The 19,090-nt window shown below is 60.4% G+C and carries 19 protein-coding genes; 9 read left to right on the top strand and 10 right to left on the bottom strand.

The features are described from left to right. The first annotated feature begins 43 nt into the window (after positions 1-43). A complete protein-coding gene (locus tag QE432_RS16550) occupies positions 44-838 on the top strand; it encodes a helix-turn-helix domain-containing protein (protein WP_306624994.1) in 795 nt (264 codons plus the stop codon). 6 nt (positions 839-844) lie between these two features. Then, entirely contained in the window at positions 845-1,198 is a 354-nt protein-coding gene (locus tag QE432_RS16545) for a putative quinol monooxygenase (protein WP_306624992.1), read from the top strand. Here the strand turns inward: QE432_RS16545 and QE432_RS16540 are convergent. Beyond that, positions 1,179-2,141, bottom strand: coding sequence for a nucleoside recognition domain-containing protein (locus QE432_RS16540; protein WP_306624990.1), 963 nt, complete (start codon positions 2,139-2,141; stop codon positions 1,179-1,181). The genes QE432_RS16545 and QE432_RS16540 overlap by 20 nt on opposite strands. A gap of 119 nt (positions 2,142-2,260) precedes the next feature. Here QE432_RS16540 and QE432_RS16535 point away from each other — a divergent pair, with 119 nt between their 5' ends. Further along, a complete protein-coding gene (locus QE432_RS16535) occupies positions 2,261-2,716 on the top strand; it encodes an Lrp/AsnC family transcriptional regulator (RefSeq protein WP_065661582.1) in 456 nt (151 codons plus the stop codon). A gap of 80 nt (positions 2,717-2,796) precedes the next feature. Here QE432_RS16535 and QE432_RS16530 read toward each other — a convergent pair whose 3' ends face one another. Both QE432_RS16530 and QE432_RS16525 read right to left on the bottom strand, forming a co-directional pair. Then, positions 2,797-3,180, bottom strand: coding sequence for an ACT domain-containing protein (locus QE432_RS16530; protein WP_003511736.1), 384 nt, complete (start codon positions 3,178-3,180; stop codon positions 2,797-2,799). Positions 3,181-3,306: 126 nt separating this feature from the next. Next, the gene (locus QE432_RS16525) at positions 3,307-5,328 is read right to left on the bottom strand and encodes a methyl-accepting chemotaxis protein (protein WP_111783286.1); all 2,022 of its coding nucleotides are present in this window, start codon (positions 5,326-5,328) and stop codon (positions 3,307-3,309) included. A 276-nt stretch (positions 5,329-5,604) separates the two neighbouring features. Between QE432_RS16525 and QE432_RS16520 the strand changes: the two genes are divergently transcribed. Beyond that, a complete protein-coding gene (locus QE432_RS16520) occupies positions 5,605-6,357 on the top strand; it encodes a TlyA family RNA methyltransferase (protein ID WP_038490049.1) in 753 nt (250 codons plus the stop codon). Next, positions 6,354-7,604, top strand: a complete 1,251-nt coding sequence (locus QE432_RS16515) for a class I SAM-dependent RNA methyltransferase (protein WP_111783287.1) — start codon at positions 6,354-6,356, stop codon at positions 7,602-7,604. Before QE432_RS16520 ends, QE432_RS16515 begins: the two co-directional genes overlap by 4 nt. Here the strand turns inward: QE432_RS16515 and QE432_RS16510 are convergent, their stop codons facing one another. From QE432_RS16510 to QE432_RS16500, 3 genes are all read right to left on the bottom strand, one after another. Beyond that, positions 7,605-7,919, bottom strand: a complete 315-nt coding sequence (locus QE432_RS16510; RefSeq protein WP_111788323.1) for a hypothetical protein — start codon at positions 7,917-7,919, stop codon at positions 7,605-7,607. Positions 7,920-8,009: 90 nt separating this feature from the next. Continuing rightward, on the bottom strand, positions 8,010-8,768 hold the full coding sequence (locus QE432_RS16505) for a crotonase/enoyl-CoA hydratase family protein (protein WP_019564207.1): 759 nt from the start codon (positions 8,766-8,768) through the stop codon (positions 8,010-8,012). 10 nt (positions 8,769-8,778) lie between these two features. Next, on the bottom strand, positions 8,779-10,563 hold the full coding sequence (locus QE432_RS16500; protein WP_080799261.1) for an acyl-CoA dehydrogenase: 1,785 nt from the start codon (positions 10,561-10,563) through the stop codon (positions 8,779-8,781). Positions 10,564-10,785: 222 nt separating this feature from the next. Between QE432_RS16500 and QE432_RS16495 the strand changes: the two genes are divergently transcribed. Continuing rightward, positions 10,786-11,781: a transporter gene (locus tag QE432_RS16495; protein ID WP_306624986.1), complete on the top strand. Its 996-nt coding sequence runs from the start codon at positions 10,786-10,788 to the stop codon at positions 11,779-11,781. 103 nt (positions 11,782-11,884) lie between these two features. Here the strand turns inward: QE432_RS16495 and QE432_RS16490 are convergent, their stop codons facing one another. From QE432_RS16490 to QE432_RS16475, 4 genes are all read right to left on the bottom strand, one after another. Beyond that, entirely contained in the window at positions 11,885-12,409 is a 525-nt protein-coding gene (locus QE432_RS16490; RefSeq protein ID WP_003511720.1) for a BA14K family protein, read from the bottom strand. A 224-nt stretch (positions 12,410-12,633) separates the two neighbouring features. Beyond that, positions 12,634-13,098: a BA14K family protein gene (locus tag QE432_RS16485; RefSeq protein WP_003511718.1), complete on the bottom strand. Its 465-nt coding sequence runs from the start codon at positions 13,096-13,098 to the stop codon at positions 12,634-12,636. Between the two features lie 181 nt (positions 13,099-13,279). Then, positions 13,280-14,362, bottom strand: coding sequence for a hybrid-cluster NAD(P)-dependent oxidoreductase (locus tag QE432_RS16480; RefSeq protein ID WP_013635587.1), 1,083 nt, complete (start codon positions 14,360-14,362; stop codon positions 13,280-13,282). A gap of 7 nt (positions 14,363-14,369) precedes the next feature. Beyond that, entirely contained in the window at positions 14,370-15,614 is a 1,245-nt protein-coding gene (locus QE432_RS16475) for an aromatic ring-hydroxylating oxygenase subunit alpha (RefSeq protein ID WP_003511714.1), read from the bottom strand. A gap of 332 nt (positions 15,615-15,946) precedes the next feature. Here QE432_RS16475 and QE432_RS16470 point away from each other — a divergent pair, with 332 nt between their 5' ends. The 3 genes from QE432_RS16470 (at position 15,947) to QE432_RS16460 (ending at position 19,079) form a co-directional block, all read left to right on the top strand. Continuing rightward, the gene (locus QE432_RS16470) at positions 15,947-16,555 is read left to right on the top strand and encodes a DUF6656 family protein (protein ID WP_013635584.1); all 609 of its coding nucleotides are present in this window, start codon (positions 15,947-15,949) and stop codon (positions 16,553-16,555) included. A 64-nt stretch (positions 16,556-16,619) separates the two neighbouring features. Then, positions 16,620-17,597, top strand: coding sequence for an L-threonylcarbamoyladenylate synthase (locus tag QE432_RS16465; protein ID WP_111783291.1), 978 nt, complete (start codon positions 16,620-16,622; stop codon positions 17,595-17,597). A 48-nt stretch (positions 17,598-17,645) separates the two neighbouring features. Next, entirely contained in the window at positions 17,646-19,079 is a 1,434-nt protein-coding gene (locus tag QE432_RS16460; protein WP_111796219.1) for an FAD-binding oxidoreductase, read from the top strand. Positions 19,080-19,090 lie beyond the last annotated feature (11 nt).

The raw sequence follows: 19,090 nt of genomic DNA, 5'->3' as shown, positions 1-19,090 counted from the left end.
CGAGGTAATCGCATTGCCGATATCTTCTGCTAGGCTGCGGGGCATGACACATCATCAAGAACATGTCGGCCAGGTGCTTAGGGAATGGCGGGCGCGCCGCAGATTGAGCCAGCTCGATCTGGCGTCCGATGCCGAGATATCGGCGCGCCATCTGAGTTTTGTGGAAAGCGGGCGATCTTCGCCCAGCCGTGAAATGCTGGCGAGGCTGGCAGAGCAGCTTTCCATGCCAGCCCGCGCCGCCAACCGGCTGATGCTGGCGGCAGGCTATGCGCCGATCCATTCCGAACGATCACTGGATGCGCCTGATATGACGGCCGTTCGTAAGGCCGTCGAAACCGTGGTGCAGGGCCACATGCCCTTCCCGGCACTTGCCGTCGACCGCCACTGGAATCTGGTTCTTGCCAATGATGCGATCAAATCGCTTCTCGCCGGCATATCCGAAGACCTGCTTCACCCGCCCCTCAATGTATTGCGGCTGAGCCTGCATCCTGATGGCTTGAGTTCACGCATCGTCAATCTTGCCGAATGGCGGCATCACCTGCTGGATCGCCTACGCCGCCAAGTCGAAGATACCGGAGACGAGACGCTTTCCCGGCTGCATGCGGAACTTTCCGCCTATCCCGCGCCTGCAGCTCCACGGCATTCCGCCGGGGCCGATCCGCTGGCGATACCGCTCGAACTACGCGATCCGTTGTCCGGAGGCGTGCTGCGCTTCATTTCGACCACCACGGTTTTCGGAACCGCCACGGATGTGACGTTGTCCGAGCTGGTGCTGGAATGTTTCTACCCGGCCGACGCCGAGACCCGCGCCGCCCTGATGAACGGTACAAAGGAGTAACTATCCATGCACACCACCTATCTCATCGGCTTCAAGGTCCGTGCCGATCAGCGCGAACGTTTTCTAGGATTGCTGAATGATCTGCTCGACGCCATGCGACACGAGAACACCTTTGTGAACGCAACCCTGCATCGGGACGGCGAAAACGAAAACCACTTCCTGCTGCATGAGACCTGGAGCGACCATCAGGATGTCCTAGACGTTCAGATCCATCGTCCCTATCGGCAGGCGTGGCACGATGCCCTGCCCGAGCTTCTAGATGCCCCGCGCGACATTTCCGTCTGGCACCCCATGCGGGCTGATCACGCCGGCCCCGCGGCGAAACCTGGCGTGTCTTCGTCTATGTACCCTGTGGCCTGAACATCCGTGCAAAGAACACTTTGTCGGACAGGCGGTGCAGCAGTGCGGCAATAGCGGCGGTTGCTACAATGGCGAAAACGAGCCGCCCGACCAGAACACCGTAGACATCTGCACCCAGCGATATCACGACAATGGTGTCCTCAATGACGCTATGCGCAAACCCCATGAACACGCATGACAGAAAGACCTGACGCGGCGATATCGCTCCCGACTGCGCCTCGCGGATCAGAAGACCGGCGCCATAGGAGATACCGAGGAACAATCCGATGGCGGTGAGATGTTCGGCCTCGCCGCGAATGCCGGCAAGACGCAGCACGGGCGAAAGCGCTTTCATCATCAAGGCCAGGACGCCGGTCAGCCTGAGGATTTCAAGGCCAAAGGACAGGACCAGAAGGATGACGAGCATCGAAAGCATGGTTTCGCCAAGGCCCCAAAAATAGTCCGCCCAGTCGGGTGTGGCGCCCATGGCAGTCCAGACCGGGTTCACCGGGGCCGACAGCCACCCTGTCACCTCCAGAAAATGGTGCAGGAGAAAGGCATAGAGCAATCCGCCCCCGATACGCAGCAGCGTCGTTGCGATCACGCCGGGACCGGCCTTTTCAATGATCTTCTGCTCAATGGGCAGCCCATGCGCGAACAGGATGAGGGCCGAGAAAACCGTGACATCCGCTACGCTGAGCGAGGATACCGGAACCAGCGTGAAAACCAGCGGCACAGCGCCCCATATTCCCACCAGCATTCCCGTCAGCCAGGCCAGACCCAGCTCCGGCGGAAGCCCGATCAGGTTCATGACCGGCGCAAAGACCGGGGCCACGGCCTCGATCGCGCCCATTCTCGACAACAGTTCGGTGAGGATCGCAATCGGAACGGTGATCCGGACAAGCACCCAATAGATTTCAAGCGTTTCCCGCGTTTTACGCCAGACCGGCATCAGCAATGGCATCTGAAACTCCTTAAGGATTGTCTCAATCCACTAGCTCGAGCCGGTTCGCATTTGTGGTCAAAGATTGCAGCTTTGTGCAATTTTATTGCAAGTTGACCATGGGAGATTATGCTGCGGGAATGGACCGTATCGATCGCAAACTTTTAAACCTCATGCAGCGCGATGCATCGGGTACCAATGTGGACATGGCCGAGGAGGTGGGGCTGTCGCCATCCAGCTGCCTGCGCCGTCTGCAGCGGCTGCGCAAATCGGGCGTGATCGACCGCATTGTCGCGATCCTCAATCCCGCCAGAGCCGGACGGGCAATCAAGGCGCTGGTGACGGTGGAACTGAAATTGCACGGCGAGCAGCAAATGCGCCGTTTTCTCGACCTGGCGAGCGCCGAGGACGCGGTTTCACACGCCTATTCCGTTACCGGAGCCACCGATGTCGTCCTGATGCTGCGCTTGCGCGACATGGAGGAGTTCGACGCGCTATGCGACAGGCTGTTCCGCGACCAGAACAATGTCGCACGCTTCTTCACCATGGTCGTCATACGAACGGCGAAAGAGGAAACAGCCATTCGGCTCGATTGAATTGCAGCTTTTGAACCATGCGCCTGGAGGTCCGCTTCACAACGCTCCTCCTTGGAGACGTCGTCATGGCAGATGGACCTCTAAATGAGCGAATGTCCTGCATTTTTCAGCAGAACGAAAGCTTTTTCCAGATCGTTCGATTTCACAAGCAGGTGGTCGCCATCGAAAGTCGAAACCACGAATATACCGATCTCATTGGTCGAGAGCGGCTCGATAACGGACAAGACGATGCCCGTTTCATCGAAGGCAAATGGCCCCTGTAGCTTTAGACAGGACCAACCCGTATCAGATCTGACATGCCCAGGTATACGATCTTCCCGGCAGACGATGGAAAGCTCATCATCGGTCCGGGTGATACTGACGAAGCCACCGCCATCGGCCCAGGCCGGAATGGCTTCAGATGCCTCAAGTCGGGCCACCCCATATGCACCATCCAGAACTTTCAACTTGATCCTAGGTGCCATCTCGAAATCACCTTTGTTGGGAAACTGCGACAGAACGCGTGGTTGAGTGCTCGCGCCGTAAATCTAGCAACAAAAAGGGGGCTTCACAGCCCCCTGATTCACGCTTGATGATCGTGACCGTCAGGCTCAGAACTCCGTCCAGTCCTGATCCTTGGCAGCTGGCGCTTCCGCTTTGCCGCCAAAGGCGCGGGCGAGGCTTTGGCCAAGGGCGCGGGCGGGTGAAGCGACCGGCCTTGCGGTTGTGGAGGCAGGCTTCACTGCGGCTTTTCTGACTGGTGCTGCGGGTGCGGACTGGTAGACAGGCTTCACCGAGGACTGGCGAGGAGCAGAATATCCGCCGGCGCCGGCAACGGCACCTCGAACGCCGCCCACCTTGAACTGGCCGAGCAGGCTATTGAGCGCTTCCGCTTCACGGGCGAGCGAATGGCTGGCAGCGGTCTGCTGCTCAACCATTGCGGCATTCTGCTGCGTGCCCTGATCCATGGTGTTCACGGCCGTGTTGATTTCTTGCAGACCAGTCGCCTGTTCGCGGGCAGCGACGACGATGGCGCTGACATGGGTGTTGATCTCCTCGACTTCCGCCACGATGAGTTCGAGCGCCTTGCCGGTCTCGTCGACGAGGTTGACGCCGTTTTCCACCTGCTGGCTGGAAGCGCCGATCAGCGTCTTGATTTCCTTTGCGGCATTGGCGGAACGCTGGGCGAGTTCACGCACTTCCTGCGCGACGACGGCAAACCCCTTGCCCGCATCACCCGCACGGGCGGCTTCGACGCCTGCGTTCAGCGCAAGCAGGTTGGTCTGGAAAGCGATATCGTCGATGACGCCGATGATATTGCCGATTTCGCCTGATGATTTTTCGATCTCGCGCATGGCGGCAACCGCCTTGCGGACCACAACGCCGGATTTTTCCGCTCCGCTGCGGGCGCGCTGAACCAGATTGCCAGCGTCCTCAGCACCCCTTGCGCTGTCACGCACCGTGGTGGTGACTTCTTCCAGTGCTGCGGCGGTTTCCTCTATGGAAGCGGCCTGCTGTTCGGTGCGGCGAGACAGGTCGTCGGCAGCAGAGAGCATTTCCGAAGCCCCGGCATTGATTGCAGCGGCATTCTCGCCAACTGCGCGCATGGCCTGCTGCAGCTTTTCGACAGCGCTGTTGAAGTCGATACGGATGGGGTCGATGTAGGAGGCGAACGGCGTTTCGATACGGTAGGCGAGATCGCCTTCCGCCAGAGCCGCAAGACCCTTGCCAAGCTCGTCACGCGCAAGGGCGTTGGCGGCTTCGTCCTGGGCCTTCTCTTCTTCGTTGCGGCGGCGCTCGGTCTCGGTTGCGGAGCGCATGCGCTCGGTTTCGCTGGCAAGGCGGGATTTTTCCAGCCCGGCTTCCTTGAAGACGAGAACGGCCTTCGCCATTTTGCCGACTTCATCCTTGCGGTCGAGAGCCGGAACTTCCGTGGTCATGTCACCATCGGCAAGCCTGCTCATAGCCGCCGTCATACCGACGATCGGCGTGACGATGGAGCGCGACAGCGCCCAGATGAGGGCCACGGCCAGGAGACCGGCAACCGCGCCGCCACCCAGAAGTGCGAGCTTGAGGTTGAGTGCGGCAGCGTCCTGCTGTGCGGCGTAGCTTGCCGACAAGCCGTTCAGCTGGTCCTTGATCTTGGCGGCGGAGGCGCGGAAACCGTCGAGCTGACCCTTGGCCTGATTGCGACCGATCTCGATGATTTCGGAAATCGGTGCTTCGGTCGTCTTGCGGGCGGCAAGCTGCGGTTCCGCCAGTTCCTTGAAGAACACGGTGGCGGATGCCTGCATGTCATCGATGGATTTCAGAATGTCCGGCTGGCCGGCGGCAAGCGCACGGGCTTCACCAAGCTTCTTCAGCATCAGATCGCGCTGGGCGAAAACATCGTTGTAGGTGCTGTCGCTGCGAAACAGCAGAAAGCCGCGCTGGTTGACGGCCTGTTCCAGCATTGCGGCCGTCGCACCGTCAACCGCATGCAGGATGTTGTTGGCCTTGTTGTTCTGGACCGTGACGTGCTCGCTCCCCAGCGTCTGCCAGAAGACCACCGCCGAGGCGAGCAGGCAAACGCCCATCAAGACGCAGAAGGTGACAATGAGCTTAATGTTGATGGGGAAATTTTTTAGCGACATCGCAAACTCTCTCGGCGACCTGATGCCACGGAGCAAGCGTCTGCGCTGCAACGGTCGCAATTTTGGAAATGGGAGGAGATGCCGTCATGGCAGGTTCCGACTGGCCGCACGGGCCTTGCAGACAAAGTGCAATACAAGCCTTTATATTGGATTAATCGCATATGCTGTTAAAGACCACGAAACGACCCTGCGCTGCGGCAAATGGTGCCGTTGCGAAGCCTTGCGCGCGATAAATCGCTTGCATCTGCGGGGTTTGGCGGTCATTGACACGGGACCATGTCCAAAACACCTGAAAATGAACGGCTTGACCAGCTTCTTGTTTCGCTCGGCCACTTTGCCAGCCGCTCGCGTGCGCGCGATGCGATTGCGCGCGGCACCGTGAGCGTCAACGGGAAAACGGCCACGAAGCCCAGCCAAACCGTTGCCGGAAACGTCAAGATCGCCATTACCGATCCGGCGCAGGCCTACGTTTCCCGCGCCGCCCTCAAGCTTACCGCCGCGCTCGATCACTTCGGGCTCGATCCGAAGGGCCATGAATGCCTCGACGTCGGCGCCTCCACCGGCGGCTTCACCGAGGTATTGCTTCATCGCGGCGCAAAACACGTCACCTCCATCGATGTCGGCCACGGGCAGATGCATCCACGGATCGAGAACGATCCGCGCGTGACCAATCTGGAAGGGCTGAATGCGCGCTTCCTGACAACCGACGACATTGATGACCGGTCCGTGGACTTCATCGTCTCCGACGTGTCCTTCATCTCCATAAAGCTCGCCCTTGCCCCGGCACTCGCACTTGCCGCCTCCGGCGCGCACGCGGTTCTGCTGGTCAAGCCGCAATTCGAGGCAGGCCGTGATGCCATCAGCAAGGCCGGGCTGTTGAAAGAGCCGGAAACGGCGCCTGCCGTTGCTGCCGAACTGGAACGCTGGCTCGTTGAAGACATGGGCTGGAAGAGCCTCGGTCTCATCCCCTCGCCGATTTCCGGCGGCGATGGCAATATCGAATTTCTTCTCGGAGGCGAAAAGCCATGAGCACGCAGACCGTCAGCATCAAGAGCCTTGGCGCCCAGGGCGACGGCATTGCGCACTGTCCCGACGGCCCGGTCTATGTGCCCTTCGCCCTGCCCGGCGAAACGGTGGCCATCGCCAAGGTCAAGGATACCGGCACCATCATCTCGATTGCGGAAGCCTCCGCGGATCGCCGCGAACCCGTGTGCCGCCACTTCGGCCCCGAGGGCGTTAACGGCACCTGCGGCGGCTGTTCGCTGCAGCATTTTGCCGACCAGCCCTACCACGCCTTCAAGCGGGAGCTGGTGGTTTCGGCGCTGAGATCGAAAGGCCTGACGCCGCCAGTAGACGATCTCGTCATCTGTCGCCCCGGCGAGCGCCGCCGCGCGGTGTTTGCCGCCCGCAAGACGGAAAAGGGCCTGCTGCTCGGCTTCAGCCAGGCAAACAGCCATCACATCGTCGCCATCGAGGAATGTCCCGTCACCTCGCCCGGTATCGTCGCGCGGCTGGACGCCGTGCGCGCAATCGGCCTTTCCCTTGCGTCGAATGCCGAACCGTTCCGCATGACCGTTCTTGAAACGCTTTCGGGCCTCGACATTTCCGTCGAAGGCATCAAATCCGTCGGCGACAAACAGCGGCGCACATTGACGGAAACGGTGCTGGCAATGCGTGGCATCGCCCGTGTCGCGCTATCAGGCGAAATCCTGATCGAACCGCAAAAGCCGATCATCGAATTCGGCGGCATTCCGGTTTCCCCACCGGCCGGCGGTTTCACGCAGGCAACCAAACAGGCCGAAGACGCCATGGCGGAACTGGTGCTTGCCCATGTTGGCAAATCCAAACGCATCGCCGATCTCTTCTGCGGTTCCGGCACGTTTGCGCTGCGGCTTGCGCGCGTCGGCCGCGTGCATGCGGTTGAGGCAGAGGACAAGCCGCTGAAAGCGCTCGATTTCGCCGCGCGCAACACGCAGGGCCTGAAACCCGTCAGCATCGAAAAGCGTGATCTTTTCCGCCGGCCGTTGATGACGAGCGAAATGAAGAATTACGATGCCGTTGTGTTCGATCCGCCGCGCGCCGGTGCGGAAGTCCAGTGCAAGGAACTTGCGCGCAGCGCGGTGAAGAAAATCGTAGCCGTCAGCTGCAATCCGCTGACGCTTGCGCGCGACCTCGCCATTCTGGTGGAGGGCGGCTATCGCGTCACGCGCGTCACGCCGGTCGACCAGTTCTTGTGGTCGCCGCATGTGGAAGCGGTGGCGACGCTGGAGAAATAATCACCAGGCGGTGTCAACAGTGCCGTTGCCGACCACGCCCGAGCAACGGCAGGCGCCGCCAACGCGGCCCTGCTCGATGGGGCAGACATAGGGCCGACGACGATTGGCGCTGTCCGGTGGAGTGATGACGCAAACGAAACGCGCGCGGCGCTGGCGATCGCGGGAATTGCCGGAGTAATAATTCGGGCTGTCCTCTTGCGTGGACTGCGCCAAAATGACGTTATTGCTCGAACCCGGCAAAGGCACGGTCGCCGCCGCCTCTGCGACAGTCGCAGCGGAGAGGAGGACGGTCAGGGCGAAAACAAAAAGACGCATGGCGGGTGGCCTTCGAAGGATGACGTTGCGTTATCTAACCCAAGCCATATTACCCGGTTCCTTAACCGCAAGGAATTCCTGCCGGAACGCTTAACGCCGCATGAATGCCTCGAAAGCGGCCCGCGCCTCGGCACTCTGCAATTGCGCGGTGAAATGGCGGGCTTCCTCATCGATGCGGGCCAGCACATCTGCCGGATTGCCGCGCACGAGATCGCGGGCAATCTTCAGCGCCTGCTGCGGCTTGGCGGCAAGCCGCGTGGCAAGCGCCAGCGTTTCGCTTTCGACATGTTCCGGCGCCACGACTTTCCAGATCATTCCGGCCTGCAAGGCCTGTTCGGCGGTAAAACCTTCGCCCATGGCCAGCAGGGCAAAGGCGCGCTGATGGCCGATGAGCTTTGGCGCAAGCAGGCTGGACGCAGCTTCCGGCACCAGCGCCAGATCCACAAACGGCGTCTTGAACAGGCTGCGGTTGGAGGCAACGGTCAGATCGCAATGCAGGTTCAGCGTCGTGCCGATGCCGATGGCCAACCCATCGACGCCCGAAACCAGCGGCTTTTCGAAGGTTGCCAGCGCCTTCAGAAGATCGAGCACCGCGAGCTTGCCCTTTGCACCAGACATGGCGAAGGCAAGAAAATCGGCCATGTCATTGCCGGCGGAAAAGCAGCCTTCCGTACCCAGAAACGCGACGACACGGATATCCGGGTCTGCATTGGCGGCCTTCAGAGCCTCTGCCATGCGCAGATACATTGCATCGGTGATGGCATTTTTCTTTTCCGGCCGGTTGAAGCGGATGGTCATAACGTCAGGCGCATGACTGACCCGCTCGACTAAAATATGGTCGTCCGACATGGTTTTCTCCTTAACCCAGTACGGCGCGGGCGGCGGCAAGGCTTGCTGCACCGGCAATGACGCGATCCCTCAGCGCTGCCGTTTCCGCCAGCAGGTTTTCCGCCGCAAACCGGCAGAGCGATGCGCGATGCGCTCCCCTGCCGTCATCCACCTGGGCCAGGGCGCCCTTGGCAAGATAGGCTCCGGTGAGCGCCAGCCCGAAGAGGCGCTGATAGGGCGTGGCACCGGCGAGCGCGGTTTCGGTTTCGCCCGCTTTCAGGCGTTCCAGCAACCAGTCGGTCGCCGTTTCTAGATCGGTGAGACTCGTTTCGAGATAACGGGCAGTCTCGCCGAGATCACTGCGGTTCGAGGCAGCAGTTCGGGCGACGATTTCACGCAATTCTGCGATGAAACCGCGCACCTGTGCGCCATCGGAAAGCGGCAGCTTGCGCACCACCAGGTCGATCGCCTGAATGCCGTTGGTGCCTTCGTAGATCGGCGCGATGCGGGCATCGCGCAGGTAACGCGCCGCACCGGTTTCCTCGATGAAACCCATGCCGCCATGCACCTGAATGCCCATGGAAGCGACATCGACACCGGCATCGGTAGAGAAGGACTTGGCGATTGGCGTTAAAAGAGCTGCGCGCTCCTGCCAGTGAGCGCGTTCAGCCACGTCCTCGGCGGCATGCGCCATATCGATGGCGTGGGCGCAGTTGAAGGAGATGGCGCGCGCACCTTGCGTCAGCGCTTTCATCGTCAACAGCGTACGGGCGATATCGGGATGCTCGATGATCGGGCTCATGCCCGAACCCTGCCAGCCGGGCGCCTTGCCCTGCGTGCGTTCCCTGGCGTATTCGATTGCCTTCTGTGTCGCCGCCTCGCAGATTGCCACGCCCTGCATGCCAACGGCAAGGCGGGCGTTGTTCATCATGGTGAACATGCAGGCGAGACCCTTGTTCTCCTCGCCGATCAGCCAGCCCAAGGCACCCTTCTCTTCGCCAAACTTTCCGTCCCCGAAGATCATCGTGCAGGTGGGCGAACCGTGAATGCCGAGCTTGTGCTCCAGCGAATGGCAGAAGACGTCGTTGCGGCTGCCCGGCGTGCCATCGTCTTCGGGCAGGAATTTCGGCACGAGGAACAGCGAAATTCCGCGCGTGCCGGCCGGCGCATCCGGCAGGCGGGCGAGAACGAGGTGGATGATATTGTCCGCGGCGTCATGTTCGCCCCAGGTGATGAAAATCTTCTGCCCGAAAATGCGGTAGGTGCCGTCACCATTACGCTCGGCACGGGTTTTCAGCACGCCAAGGTCCGATCCCGCATGCGGTTCGGTGAGGTTCATCGTGCCGGTCCATTCGCCGGAGACGAGTTTGGGAAGATAGATGCGCTTCAGGTCGTTGCTACCGTGGGCAACGAGAGCTTCCACCGCGCCCATGGTGAGCGTCGGCGCAAGCGCGAAAGCCATGGAACCGGAATTCCACATTTCGAGTGCGGCGACGTTCAGCATATGCGGCAGGTTCTGGCCGCCGAATTCTTCCGGTGCGGTGAGGCTGTTCCAGCCGGCCTCAGCCCAGCGCCGGTAAAGATCGGCCCAGCCGTCCGGCGTTGAGACCTTGCCGTCGCTCAGCCGCGCGCCCTGTCGGTCGCCTATATCGGCAAGCGGCGCGACCTGCTCGGTGGCGAAACGGCCGGCCTCCTGTAATATGGCATCGACCACATCTTCACCGAGGTCTCCCAGAGCACCCCTGGACAACGCGTCTTGCAGACCCGCCACATGTTTGAGTGTAAAGGCGATATCATCCACCGGCGCGGTATACATGCTGCCTCCTCCCGAAGCTCTTGCCTATCGTGCTGTTGCTTTCGGGCTAAATGATTTTTACGTAAACGTCAATTTGAAAATTCCCGCCTTTTAAGCGGGATTGTTATAAAACTGTCATATGAATTTGCTCAGCATGCGCTGACAGGTGCCGTGCCACCGCTGCCGTTTCCGTCTTGGGGCGACGGACGCCTCCCTCCCATTCCGCCGGTCAGGACTGCCACGATGGATCTCATAACGCCCGCTATCCCCGGCCTTGTCTGGGCCTATCAATTCCACCCTGGAACGGCGCCATGCCGGCGGCTTGCGCCCGATGCGGGCTTTGGCGAGATGGCGCAATGCGAGGGCTTCTTCTGGCTGCACCTCAATCTCGCGGATCAGCGGGTGGCTGGCTTTCTCGAAACGATCGATGGTCTCGATCCGGCAGCGCTGGCAAGCCTCACCACCCATGAAACCCATCCGTCCATCACGGTGGATGAAAAGTCACTTTATGGGACGCTGGTCGATTTCCAGCGCGAGTTCGATCAGGAAACGCGTGATTTCGGTTGGCTGCATTTCGCGGTCAGCGACCGTTTCATCATTACCACCCGTCTGCAACCGTTGCGCTCAGTGGACCGGCTGAAAGCGGCAGTCGACAAGAGTTCCAACCGCTACCTCACGCCGGCCCATGTCTTCGAAGGCCTCGTCGCGGAATTCCAGCGTTCGCTGATCAGCCTGGTGATGGAAACGACCGAAGAGCTGAACGCCATCGAGGACCTGGTCTATGACAGCGAAAACCGCGACGAGCGGCGGCGGCTTGCGCCGCTCAGGCGCACGGTCGTTCGCCTCCACCGGCATCTGCGCACGGTGCTCACCCTGATGCGGCGGGCGTCTGCCGCCGATGAGGACGAGATGCCTGACGGTTTCGAGGATGTCGCCTCGCGGCTGATGGGCCGCCTCGAGGCCGTCGATCACGATGTCTACGCCCTTCAGGAACGCGCAAGGCTGCTGCACGAGGAAATCGATTCCAAGCTCTCGTCCGAAACCAACCGGCATCTCTATATCCTGTCGCTGATGACGGCATTCCTGCTGCCGCCATCGCTGGTCACCGGCTTCTTCGGCATGAACACGGATGAGTTGCCATTTACGGTCGGCACCGGCGGCACGATGGCGGCCAGCATCTTCATCGTGATTTCGGTTATGCTTGCCTGGTTCGTGCTGAAGCGGGCGCGCATTCTGTGAAAACAAAAAGCCGCCCGTATCCGGGCGGCTCGTAATAACTATCAGCCTGGTCAATCGCTACTCCGTCTTGCCGGATGAAGGCCGGAGTGACGGAGTAGTGCTATCAGCTGTAAGGCGAATAGCAGGGCTGGCGTGGGCCATTGTAGGGCTGGAACGTGTTGCTATAGGCATCGTAGGACCGATACCGGCCATAGCACCAGTTCACATGCGCCTGGCTCATGCCGGCACGACGGACCGGACGATATTCGCGGTAGACCGGACGCGGGCGATATTCCGGAACCGGACGGTAGACTTCGCGCGGCTGCGACAGTGCGCCGCCGATGATCGCGCCCGTCGCAAAGGCTGCGAGCGGGAACCAGTAACCGTCGTGGTGACGATAACCCGGGCGGTAGTCGCGATAACCGCGATGGCCGCCGTACCAGCCGCGGCGTTCGCCGCCCCAGCCGCCACGATTGTCACGATCGCGCCAGTATTGCACATTGACGACATTCTTGCCGGCATCGTTACCCAGGGTCTCGACACTCTTCGGCGCCATCAGCAATGGCATTGCCTCGGCGGGAACAATCGCTCCTGCAACCACGATTGCAGAAAGACCGACAGCCAGGATATTCTTCACATAGCTTCTCATCTGACTTCCTCCATTCACGACGGTCGACAGGCCGTTGCACGTGAATAATAACACCTTTTTCTTTTTATCCAGCCAGTTTGTCGGTGCTGGCTGGAACATCACAGGTTGCAGGCTAGGCGCTTTCGCCTGAACCCAGCATTAACGGCGTTGTCACGCTTCGGTTACCGAAACTCGCCACCCGAAAGCAAAAGCCCGGATCGGATCCGGGCTTTCGAAAGGCGTGCTTAACGGCTGTATGGAGATACGCATACACGACGCGGACCGCTGTTCGGCTGGTAGCTGTTATCGTAGGCGCGGTAAGAGCGCCAACGGTTCTGGCACCAGGCAACATGGCTGCCGCCATAAGCCGGTCTCGGCTGCGCCATGGCACCGCCAATGATTGCGCCAGTGGCGAAGGCCGCCAGCGGGAACCACATTCCGTTGTGATAGCGGTAACCCGGACGGCGGTCGCGATAGCCGCGATGGCCGTTATAATATCCGTCCCGCGACGGGCGCGGACGATACATGCGGTCGCCGTATCTGCGGTCACCTCGGCGGTCCCATTCACGATACTGCACCGGCACTACATTCTCGGTTGAGATTGCCGGCTTCGCCATCGGAACAGGCGCCTGGAACGCCTGCGACGGCGTGAAGCTTGTCAGGAACAGGACAACCGCCGTAGCGACGCTCGTCGTGCGGAAATTCATCATGATCTTTCCTCCGTTTGCTGTAGCGCGTTGAACCGCGCTTTCTAACTACTCGGTCTTGTCGGAGGTAGGGGCAGCCCCATTGAAACACCCGAAAAGAATTCGATGACGTGCAAACGAGTTTTAAGACCTTTGGTTCCGGTTCAAAAATAGATTCCCGCATAAGACGCAGGATTTTGCGCGCTCAGGCTTCCACCTTCACGTCGGTCAACGGCCGCGAGCAGCAGGCGAGAATATAGCCTTCATCGATTTCGTCATCGAGAATGCCGCCATTGTGGTTCATCTCCACCTCGCCGGAGAGCTTCAGCACCCGGCAGGTGCCGCAAATTCCAGATTCGCAGGCGGCACCGATGCGCACACCGGCGGCGCGCGCCGTCATCAAAACGGTCTGGCCGGGCTGGCACGGCACTTCCTTGCCGGAAAGCGTAAACCCCACCATCGAGAGTGCTTCGCCATCCGCCACGGTGTGAATACTCTCGCCCACAGCAACCGGGGCGGCTGGCGAAAAGCTTTCCTGGTGGTAACGGCTCATGTCGAAGCCGGAAGCATCCAGCATGGAGCGGATGGCGGCCATGAAAGGCTCCGGTCCACAACAGAACACCGTGCGATCCATGAAATCAGGCGACAGAAGCGCAATCTTGGCCTTGTCGACCATGCCCTTCAAGCCGGACCAGAGATCAGTGCGGCCGCAATTTTCCACGATGAAACCGAGCGACAGTTTCGGCATGAAGCGGGCAAGATATTCCAGCTCGTGACGGAACACGATATCGGATGGCGAGCGCGAGCAATTGATGAAGGCGATGTCACTCTGCGGCGCGCGGTCGCTCATGTCGCGCACCATCGACATCATCGGCGTCACGCCGGAGCCGGCCGAGATGAACAGGTATTTGTCGCCGGGATGCCGGACATAAGAGAAATCGCCGAGCGGGCCGAGTGCCCGGATTTTCATGCCGGGCTTCAGATTGTCGAACATCCAGCGCGTGCCGATGCTGGTGGCCTGCGCCTTGACCGTGACCGACAGCGCATAGGGCCGCGACGGGCTGGAGGACAATGTGTAGGTGCGGTAGAGCGGCTCCTTGCCTACCGGCAATTCCAGCGTCACGAACTGGCCCGGCAGATAACGGAACCAGTTCTGATCCTCCGACCGGAATAGGAATGTCATCACGTCAGGCGTCTCGGGCGTCACCGAAATGCATTCCAGCAGGTGGAGCTTGTCGCTCCACGGCTTCATCTCGTCTATGTGCTTGTAGGTCACAGCCATATTCATCTTCGCGTTACGCTACTGCCGAAAGGCGGGCCTTGTCGCCCGACAGCCGGTCAACCATGAAATCGGCATACCAGTTGACGAACTGCATCACGCCGCCCTCGTCTTCCATGGAATAGGGGCCGGGCTGGTAAGCGGGCGAGCGGATGCCGAAGGCGTTTTCCTCAACGATGCGGCGGTCCTGATCGTTGGTTTCGTTCCAGACGTGCGTGAGGTCCTCGAGATCGTAATCCACGCCTTCAACCGCATCCTTGTTCACCAGCCATTTGGTAGTGACCATGGTCTCATTGGCGTTGAGCGGCAGCACGCGGAAGGAAATGGTGTGGTCGCCGAGGAAGTGGTTCCAGGTCGTCGGATAATGGAACAGAAGCAGCGCGCCGATATGGCTGATGCTGACATCATCCGAAAGCGGCCGGCGCACGGCGCGTTTTCCCGACATGGTGTAGCTTTCCGCCTCGCCGATCAGCGGCATGCGGGCAACACGGAACTGGCCTTTCGGATCGATCTTGAAGCGGCTCGGCAGGCCGGCAGCCTCGCAGCGTGCCCAGTGGCCACCGATCTCGGGATCGCTTGCACCACCGTCCGTACCCGTAACGCTCGGGTTTTCAGGATAGGTGCGGCAGAGTTCCGGATGGTTGGCGGCGCAATGGTAGCACTCGCGGTTGTTTTCCCAGACGAGCTTCCAGTTACCCTTTTCGATGATTGTGCTTTCATGCGCGACCTTGGCTTCCCAGATGCGATGCGGCGCCATGTAGCTTTCGACCTCGGCGCGCATCGGCGCGAAATCGGCGGGCTGGTCTGCCAGGCAGATGAAGACGTAACCGGCAACGGTTTCGCAGTGGACCGGCTTCAGGCCGAATTCAGCCTTGTCGAAATCATCGCCCATATGGCGGGCAAACAGCAGCTTGCCGTCCAGATCGTAGGTCCACTGGTGATAGGGACAGACGAGGCGTGCGGACTGGCCCTTATGAGAAGAGCAGACGCGGGAACCGCGATGGCGACAGGAATTATGGAGGGCGCGAATCTGTCCATCGCGACCGCGAATGATGACGACGGAATAGGCGCCGACCTGAACGGTGATGTAGTTACCGGCCTTCGGCACTTCGCAATCATGGCCGACAAACAGCCAGTCGCGGTACCAGATGGTTTCCATGTCCAGATTGAAATAATCCGGGTCCGTGTAGAAAGACTGTTCCAGGCTGAAGCCTTCGCGGCGGTTCTTCAGCTGACGCAGTACGGTATCACGCAATTCCATGGCCAAATCCTCGATCAAACCGCCCTGCCCCACACCATTTATCGGACTGCGGAAGTGTGATCCCATCTAAACATCAGCGTTCATTTGCGGTAGCGCAGACAGCGACATCGGCTTCCGCATTGGCGACAAATTGCGACATGCGCCAATGGCCGTTGCACGCCATTCCGCTGCGAAATCCGGCAGCTATTCCCCGCCGGAAACCACGTCGCAATATGACGCATGATGTCGCGCAGCTCCCTCTCTACCCGTTAAAAAACGGGGGTTGTGGCGCAACGGAGTTTTAACATGCCCTAAACTATATTGCCTGATCGACAACAACGAGGGCGTTCCGGGTGGAGAAGGCGACACGCATACGTTATTTCGATGCCGGCAAACATTCGGTCACGCCGATACGTTCAAAGACCGCGCATTCGGATTTCCTGCGAACCGGGCGCATCAGCCGCTACGAAGAACGCTGGCTGCCGAGGGAACGCGTCTATTACAGCCATGAAGAAGTGGCGGCGATGACCGGGCGCAAGCTCGAGGCTGCTGCCGACGCCACCCATAGCCGTCTCAATGGCTTTCACCAGTCCATCCGTTTTCCCAAGATGGTTTTCCACCATCTGCTGGATGAGCGGCCGCATCTCGGCTATTGCCATGTCACGGCAGCGAAAACCAGTTTCGACGCCGAGCGCCATGTGCTCTGGTCATTCTATTTCGCGAATTTCTTCGCCGAGTTGAGCGGGGCCGAGAACTTCTTCGAAAACATCGATGCGCGCTATTCGCGGATGTATTTCGCAGTCGCCATCAACGCGCTTCCAAACAAGAACGTCGCCATCGATACCTCCTTCCATCGCGGCGGCCTGCTGTTCCAGACCCACGACCCGCGCGTAGCGCTCAAAAACGTGCTTATGCTCGGCGCCCGCTCGGACGAGATGCGCAAGATCATCAAGGCAATATAAAAGCCACGATAGCGCTTTCCATAAGGCCCTGAAATACGCTATTGACGCCCTGAAAGGCAGCATCATGGCGCGTCATATCGATATCGAAAACGAGCGGGAAACCGCCTTGCAGGCGGCCGTCGAGGAGCTTTCCCGCGGCCAGCCAATCGCCCTGCCCACGGAAACCGTCTACGGCCTTGCTGCGGACGCCACCGATCCGGCGGCCATTACCCGCATTTACGAAACGAAAGGCAGGCCACAGTTCAATCCGCTGATCTGCCATATGGCCGATATCGCCATGGCCGAACGTTATGCGGTTTTCGATCCCGTGTCGCGACGCCTCGCCGAAGCCTTCTGGCCTGGCCCGTTGACGCTGGTTCTGCCGCTGAAACCGGCAAGCGGCATTCACTCACTCGCAACGGCGGGGCTCGATACCGTCGGCATTCGCGTTCCGCAGGGTTTCGCCGGTGATCTGATCCGCCGGTTCGACAAACCTCTTGCTGCGCCCAGTGCCAATAGTTCCGGCAAGATCAGCCCCACCAGTGCCGCCCATGTCGAGGCTGATCTCGGTAACAGGATCAACCTCATTCTTGATGGCGGTGCTGCCTCCGTCGGTGTCGAATCCACCATCGTCAAAGTGGAAGACGACGGGCGGGTGCGGCTGCTTCGTCCCGGCGGCATCGTCACCGAGGAGATCGAGCGCATCACCGGCACCCAGCTCGAACGGCCGGAAAAGGCATCAGCTGCCATCGAGGCACCCGGAATGCTCGCCTCGCATTATGCGCCCGGTGCAGCTGTTCGCCTCGACGCGACGTCCGTTTCTTCCGACGAGGCACTGATCCGGTTCGGCGGCATCGCGGTTGAGGGACAAGAGACGGCCCGTACCGTTCTCGACCTCAGCCCTTCCGGCGACCTTGCCGAGGCGGCCGCCAATCTGTTCGATTATCTCAAAGCAGCCGATGCGAGCGGTGCCGCGACAATCGCGGTCACAACCATTCCCGCACACGGTCTTGGAGAGGCGATCAATGACCGCCTTTCCCGCGCCGCCGCGCCGCGAGGCTGACGGTACTTCACCATTTCGCCCACCGTTTCAAATGACAGCGAGACGCCAATGACAATCGCAGCCCCCTCCTCCGACATCCTCGACCGCTTCACTGCCATTGTCGGCGAAAAAAACGCGGTGCGCGACGCTGTGGAAATGGCCCCGCGTCTTGTGGAGAATCGCGGACTTTACCATGGTGCGTCACCGCTGCTGCTCAAGCCCGGCACTGTCGAGGAGGTTGCAGCCATCCTGAAGCTCGCCAGCGAGACCGGCACGCCCATCGTGCCGCAGACCGGCAATACTGGCCTTGTGGGTGGCCAGACGCCGCGTGCTGACGGAACCGACATCATCCTCTCGCTCGAGCGCATGAACCGTATCCGCGACATCGATCCGGTCGCCAATACCATCGTTGCGGATGCCGGCTGCATTCTCGACGACATCCACAAGGCCGCATCGACCGTGGAGCGGATGTTCCCGCTGTCGCTCGGTTCGCAGGGTTCGTGCCGCATCGGCGGTAATCTGGCCACCAATGCCGGCGGCACGGCGGTTCTCGCTTATGGCAATATGCGCCAGCTTTGCCTGGGGCTTGAAGTGGTGCTGCCGACAGGTGAAATCTGGGACGGGCTTCGCCGGCTGAAAAAGGACAATACGGGTTACGATCTGCGCGATCTCTTCATCGGTTCGGAAGGCACGCTCGGCGTTATCACCGGTGCGGTGCTGAAGCTTTTCCCCGTGCCGCTCGGCCATCAGGTGGGTTTTGCCGGTCTTCGATCCACTGAGGACGCGTTGAAGCTGTTCGAAATGGCCTCAAACCTCTGCGGCACGGCGCTGACCGGTTTTGAGCTGATGCCGCGCATCGGCGTGGAATTCACCGCCAAACATATTCCCGGCGTGCGCGATCCGCTACAAACGCCGCATGACTGGTACGCGCTCATCGATATCTCCACCTCCGATTCGGCTGAGACGGCTGAAACAATGATGCAATCGCTGCTGGAGCGCGGTTTTTCGGCCGGGCTGGTCGAGGATGCGGTGATCGCTTCATCGGAAGCGCAGCGTCAGGCGCTCTGGCATATGCGCGAAAGCATGTCGGATGCGCAAAAGCCGGAAGGCGGCTCTATCAAACACGACGTTTCCGTTCCGGTGTCGAAGATACCGGAATTCATGGCAACGGCGGAAAAGGCCGTTCTTGCCGCCATTCCCGGCGCCCGCGTCTGCGCCTTCGGCCATCTGGGCGATGGCAACATCCACTACAATATTTCCCAGCCGGTTGGTGCGGACAAAGCTGAATTCATCGGTCGCTGGCGGGATATGAACGAGATCGTGCACGGCATCGTACTGTCGCTCGGCGGCTCAATTTCAGCCGAACATGGCATCGGCCAGTTGAAGCGCGACGAACTGGCCGCGATCAGGCCTGGCATTGAAATGGACCTGATGCGACGCATCAAACACGCCTTTGACCCCGCCGGCATCATGAACCCCGGCAAGGTGATCACCGCCCGCTAGGGACAGCAGCT

It is taken from the genome of Agrobacterium sp. SORGH_AS_0745, assembly GCF_030818995.1.
Classification (GTDB): domain Bacteria; phylum Pseudomonadota; class Alphaproteobacteria; order Rhizobiales; family Rhizobiaceae; genus Agrobacterium; species Agrobacterium tumefaciens.
This window is presented reverse-complemented; position numbering and strand designations above follow the sequence as displayed.

Bases quoted from the DNA above. Each gene is read 5' to 3' on its own strand.
- QE432_RS16505 (WP_019564207.1), bottom strand. From the start codon at position 8,768: ATGTCGGACGACCATATTTTAGTCGAGCGGGTCAGTCATGCGCCTGAC.
- QE432_RS16530 (WP_003511736.1), bottom strand. From the start codon at position 3,180: ATGGCACCTAGGATCAAGTTGAAAGTTCTGGATGGTGCATATGGGGTG.
- QE432_RS16550 (WP_306624994.1), top strand. From the start codon at position 44: ATGACACATCATCAAGAACATGTCGGCCAGGTGCTTAGGGAATGGCGG.
- QE432_RS16535 (WP_065661582.1), top strand. From the start codon at position 2,261: ATGGACCGTATCGATCGCAAACTTTTAAACCTCATGCAGCGCGATGCA.
- QE432_RS16495 (WP_306624986.1), top strand. From the start codon at position 10,786: ATGGATCTCATAACGCCCGCTATCCCCGGCCTTGTCTGGGCCTATCAA.
- QE432_RS16515 (WP_111783287.1), top strand. From the start codon at position 6,354: ATGAGCACGCAGACCGTCAGCATCAAGAGCCTTGGCGCCCAGGGCGAC.
- QE432_RS16490 (WP_003511720.1), bottom strand. From the start codon at position 12,409: ATGAGAAGCTATGTGAAGAATATCCTGGCTGTCGGTCTTTCTGCAATC.
- QE432_RS16485 (WP_003511718.1), bottom strand. From the start codon at position 13,098: ATGATGAATTTCCGCACGACGAGCGTCGCTACGGCGGTTGTCCTGTTC.
- QE432_RS16525 (WP_111783286.1), bottom strand. From the start codon at position 5,328: ATGTCGCTAAAAAATTTCCCCATCAACATTAAGCTCATTGTCACCTTC.
- QE432_RS16480 (WP_013635587.1), bottom strand. From the start codon at position 14,362: ATGAATATGGCTGTGACCTACAAGCACATAGACGAGATGAAGCCGTGG.
- QE432_RS16510 (WP_111788323.1), bottom strand. From the start codon at position 7,919: ATGCGTCTTTTTGTTTTCGCCCTGACCGTCCTCCTCTCCGCTGCGACT.
- QE432_RS16465 (WP_111783291.1), top strand. From the start codon at position 16,620: ATGGCGCGTCATATCGATATCGAAAACGAGCGGGAAACCGCCTTGCAG.
- QE432_RS16500 (WP_080799261.1), bottom strand. From the start codon at position 10,563: ATGTATACCGCGCCGGTGGATGATATCGCCTTTACACTCAAACATGTG.
- QE432_RS16475 (WP_003511714.1), bottom strand. From the start codon at position 15,614: ATGGAATTGCGTGATACCGTACTGCGTCAGCTGAAGAACCGCCGCGAA.
- QE432_RS16520 (WP_038490049.1), top strand. From the start codon at position 5,605: ATGTCCAAAACACCTGAAAATGAACGGCTTGACCAGCTTCTTGTTTCG.
- QE432_RS16460 (WP_111796219.1), top strand. From the start codon at position 17,646: ATGACAATCGCAGCCCCCTCCTCCGACATCCTCGACCGCTTCACTGCC.
- QE432_RS16545 (WP_306624992.1), top strand. From the start codon at position 845: ATGCACACCACCTATCTCATCGGCTTCAAGGTCCGTGCCGATCAGCGC.
- QE432_RS16540 (WP_306624990.1), bottom strand. From the start codon at position 2,141: ATGCCATTGCTGATGCCGGTCTGGCGTAAAACGCGGGAAACGCTTGAA.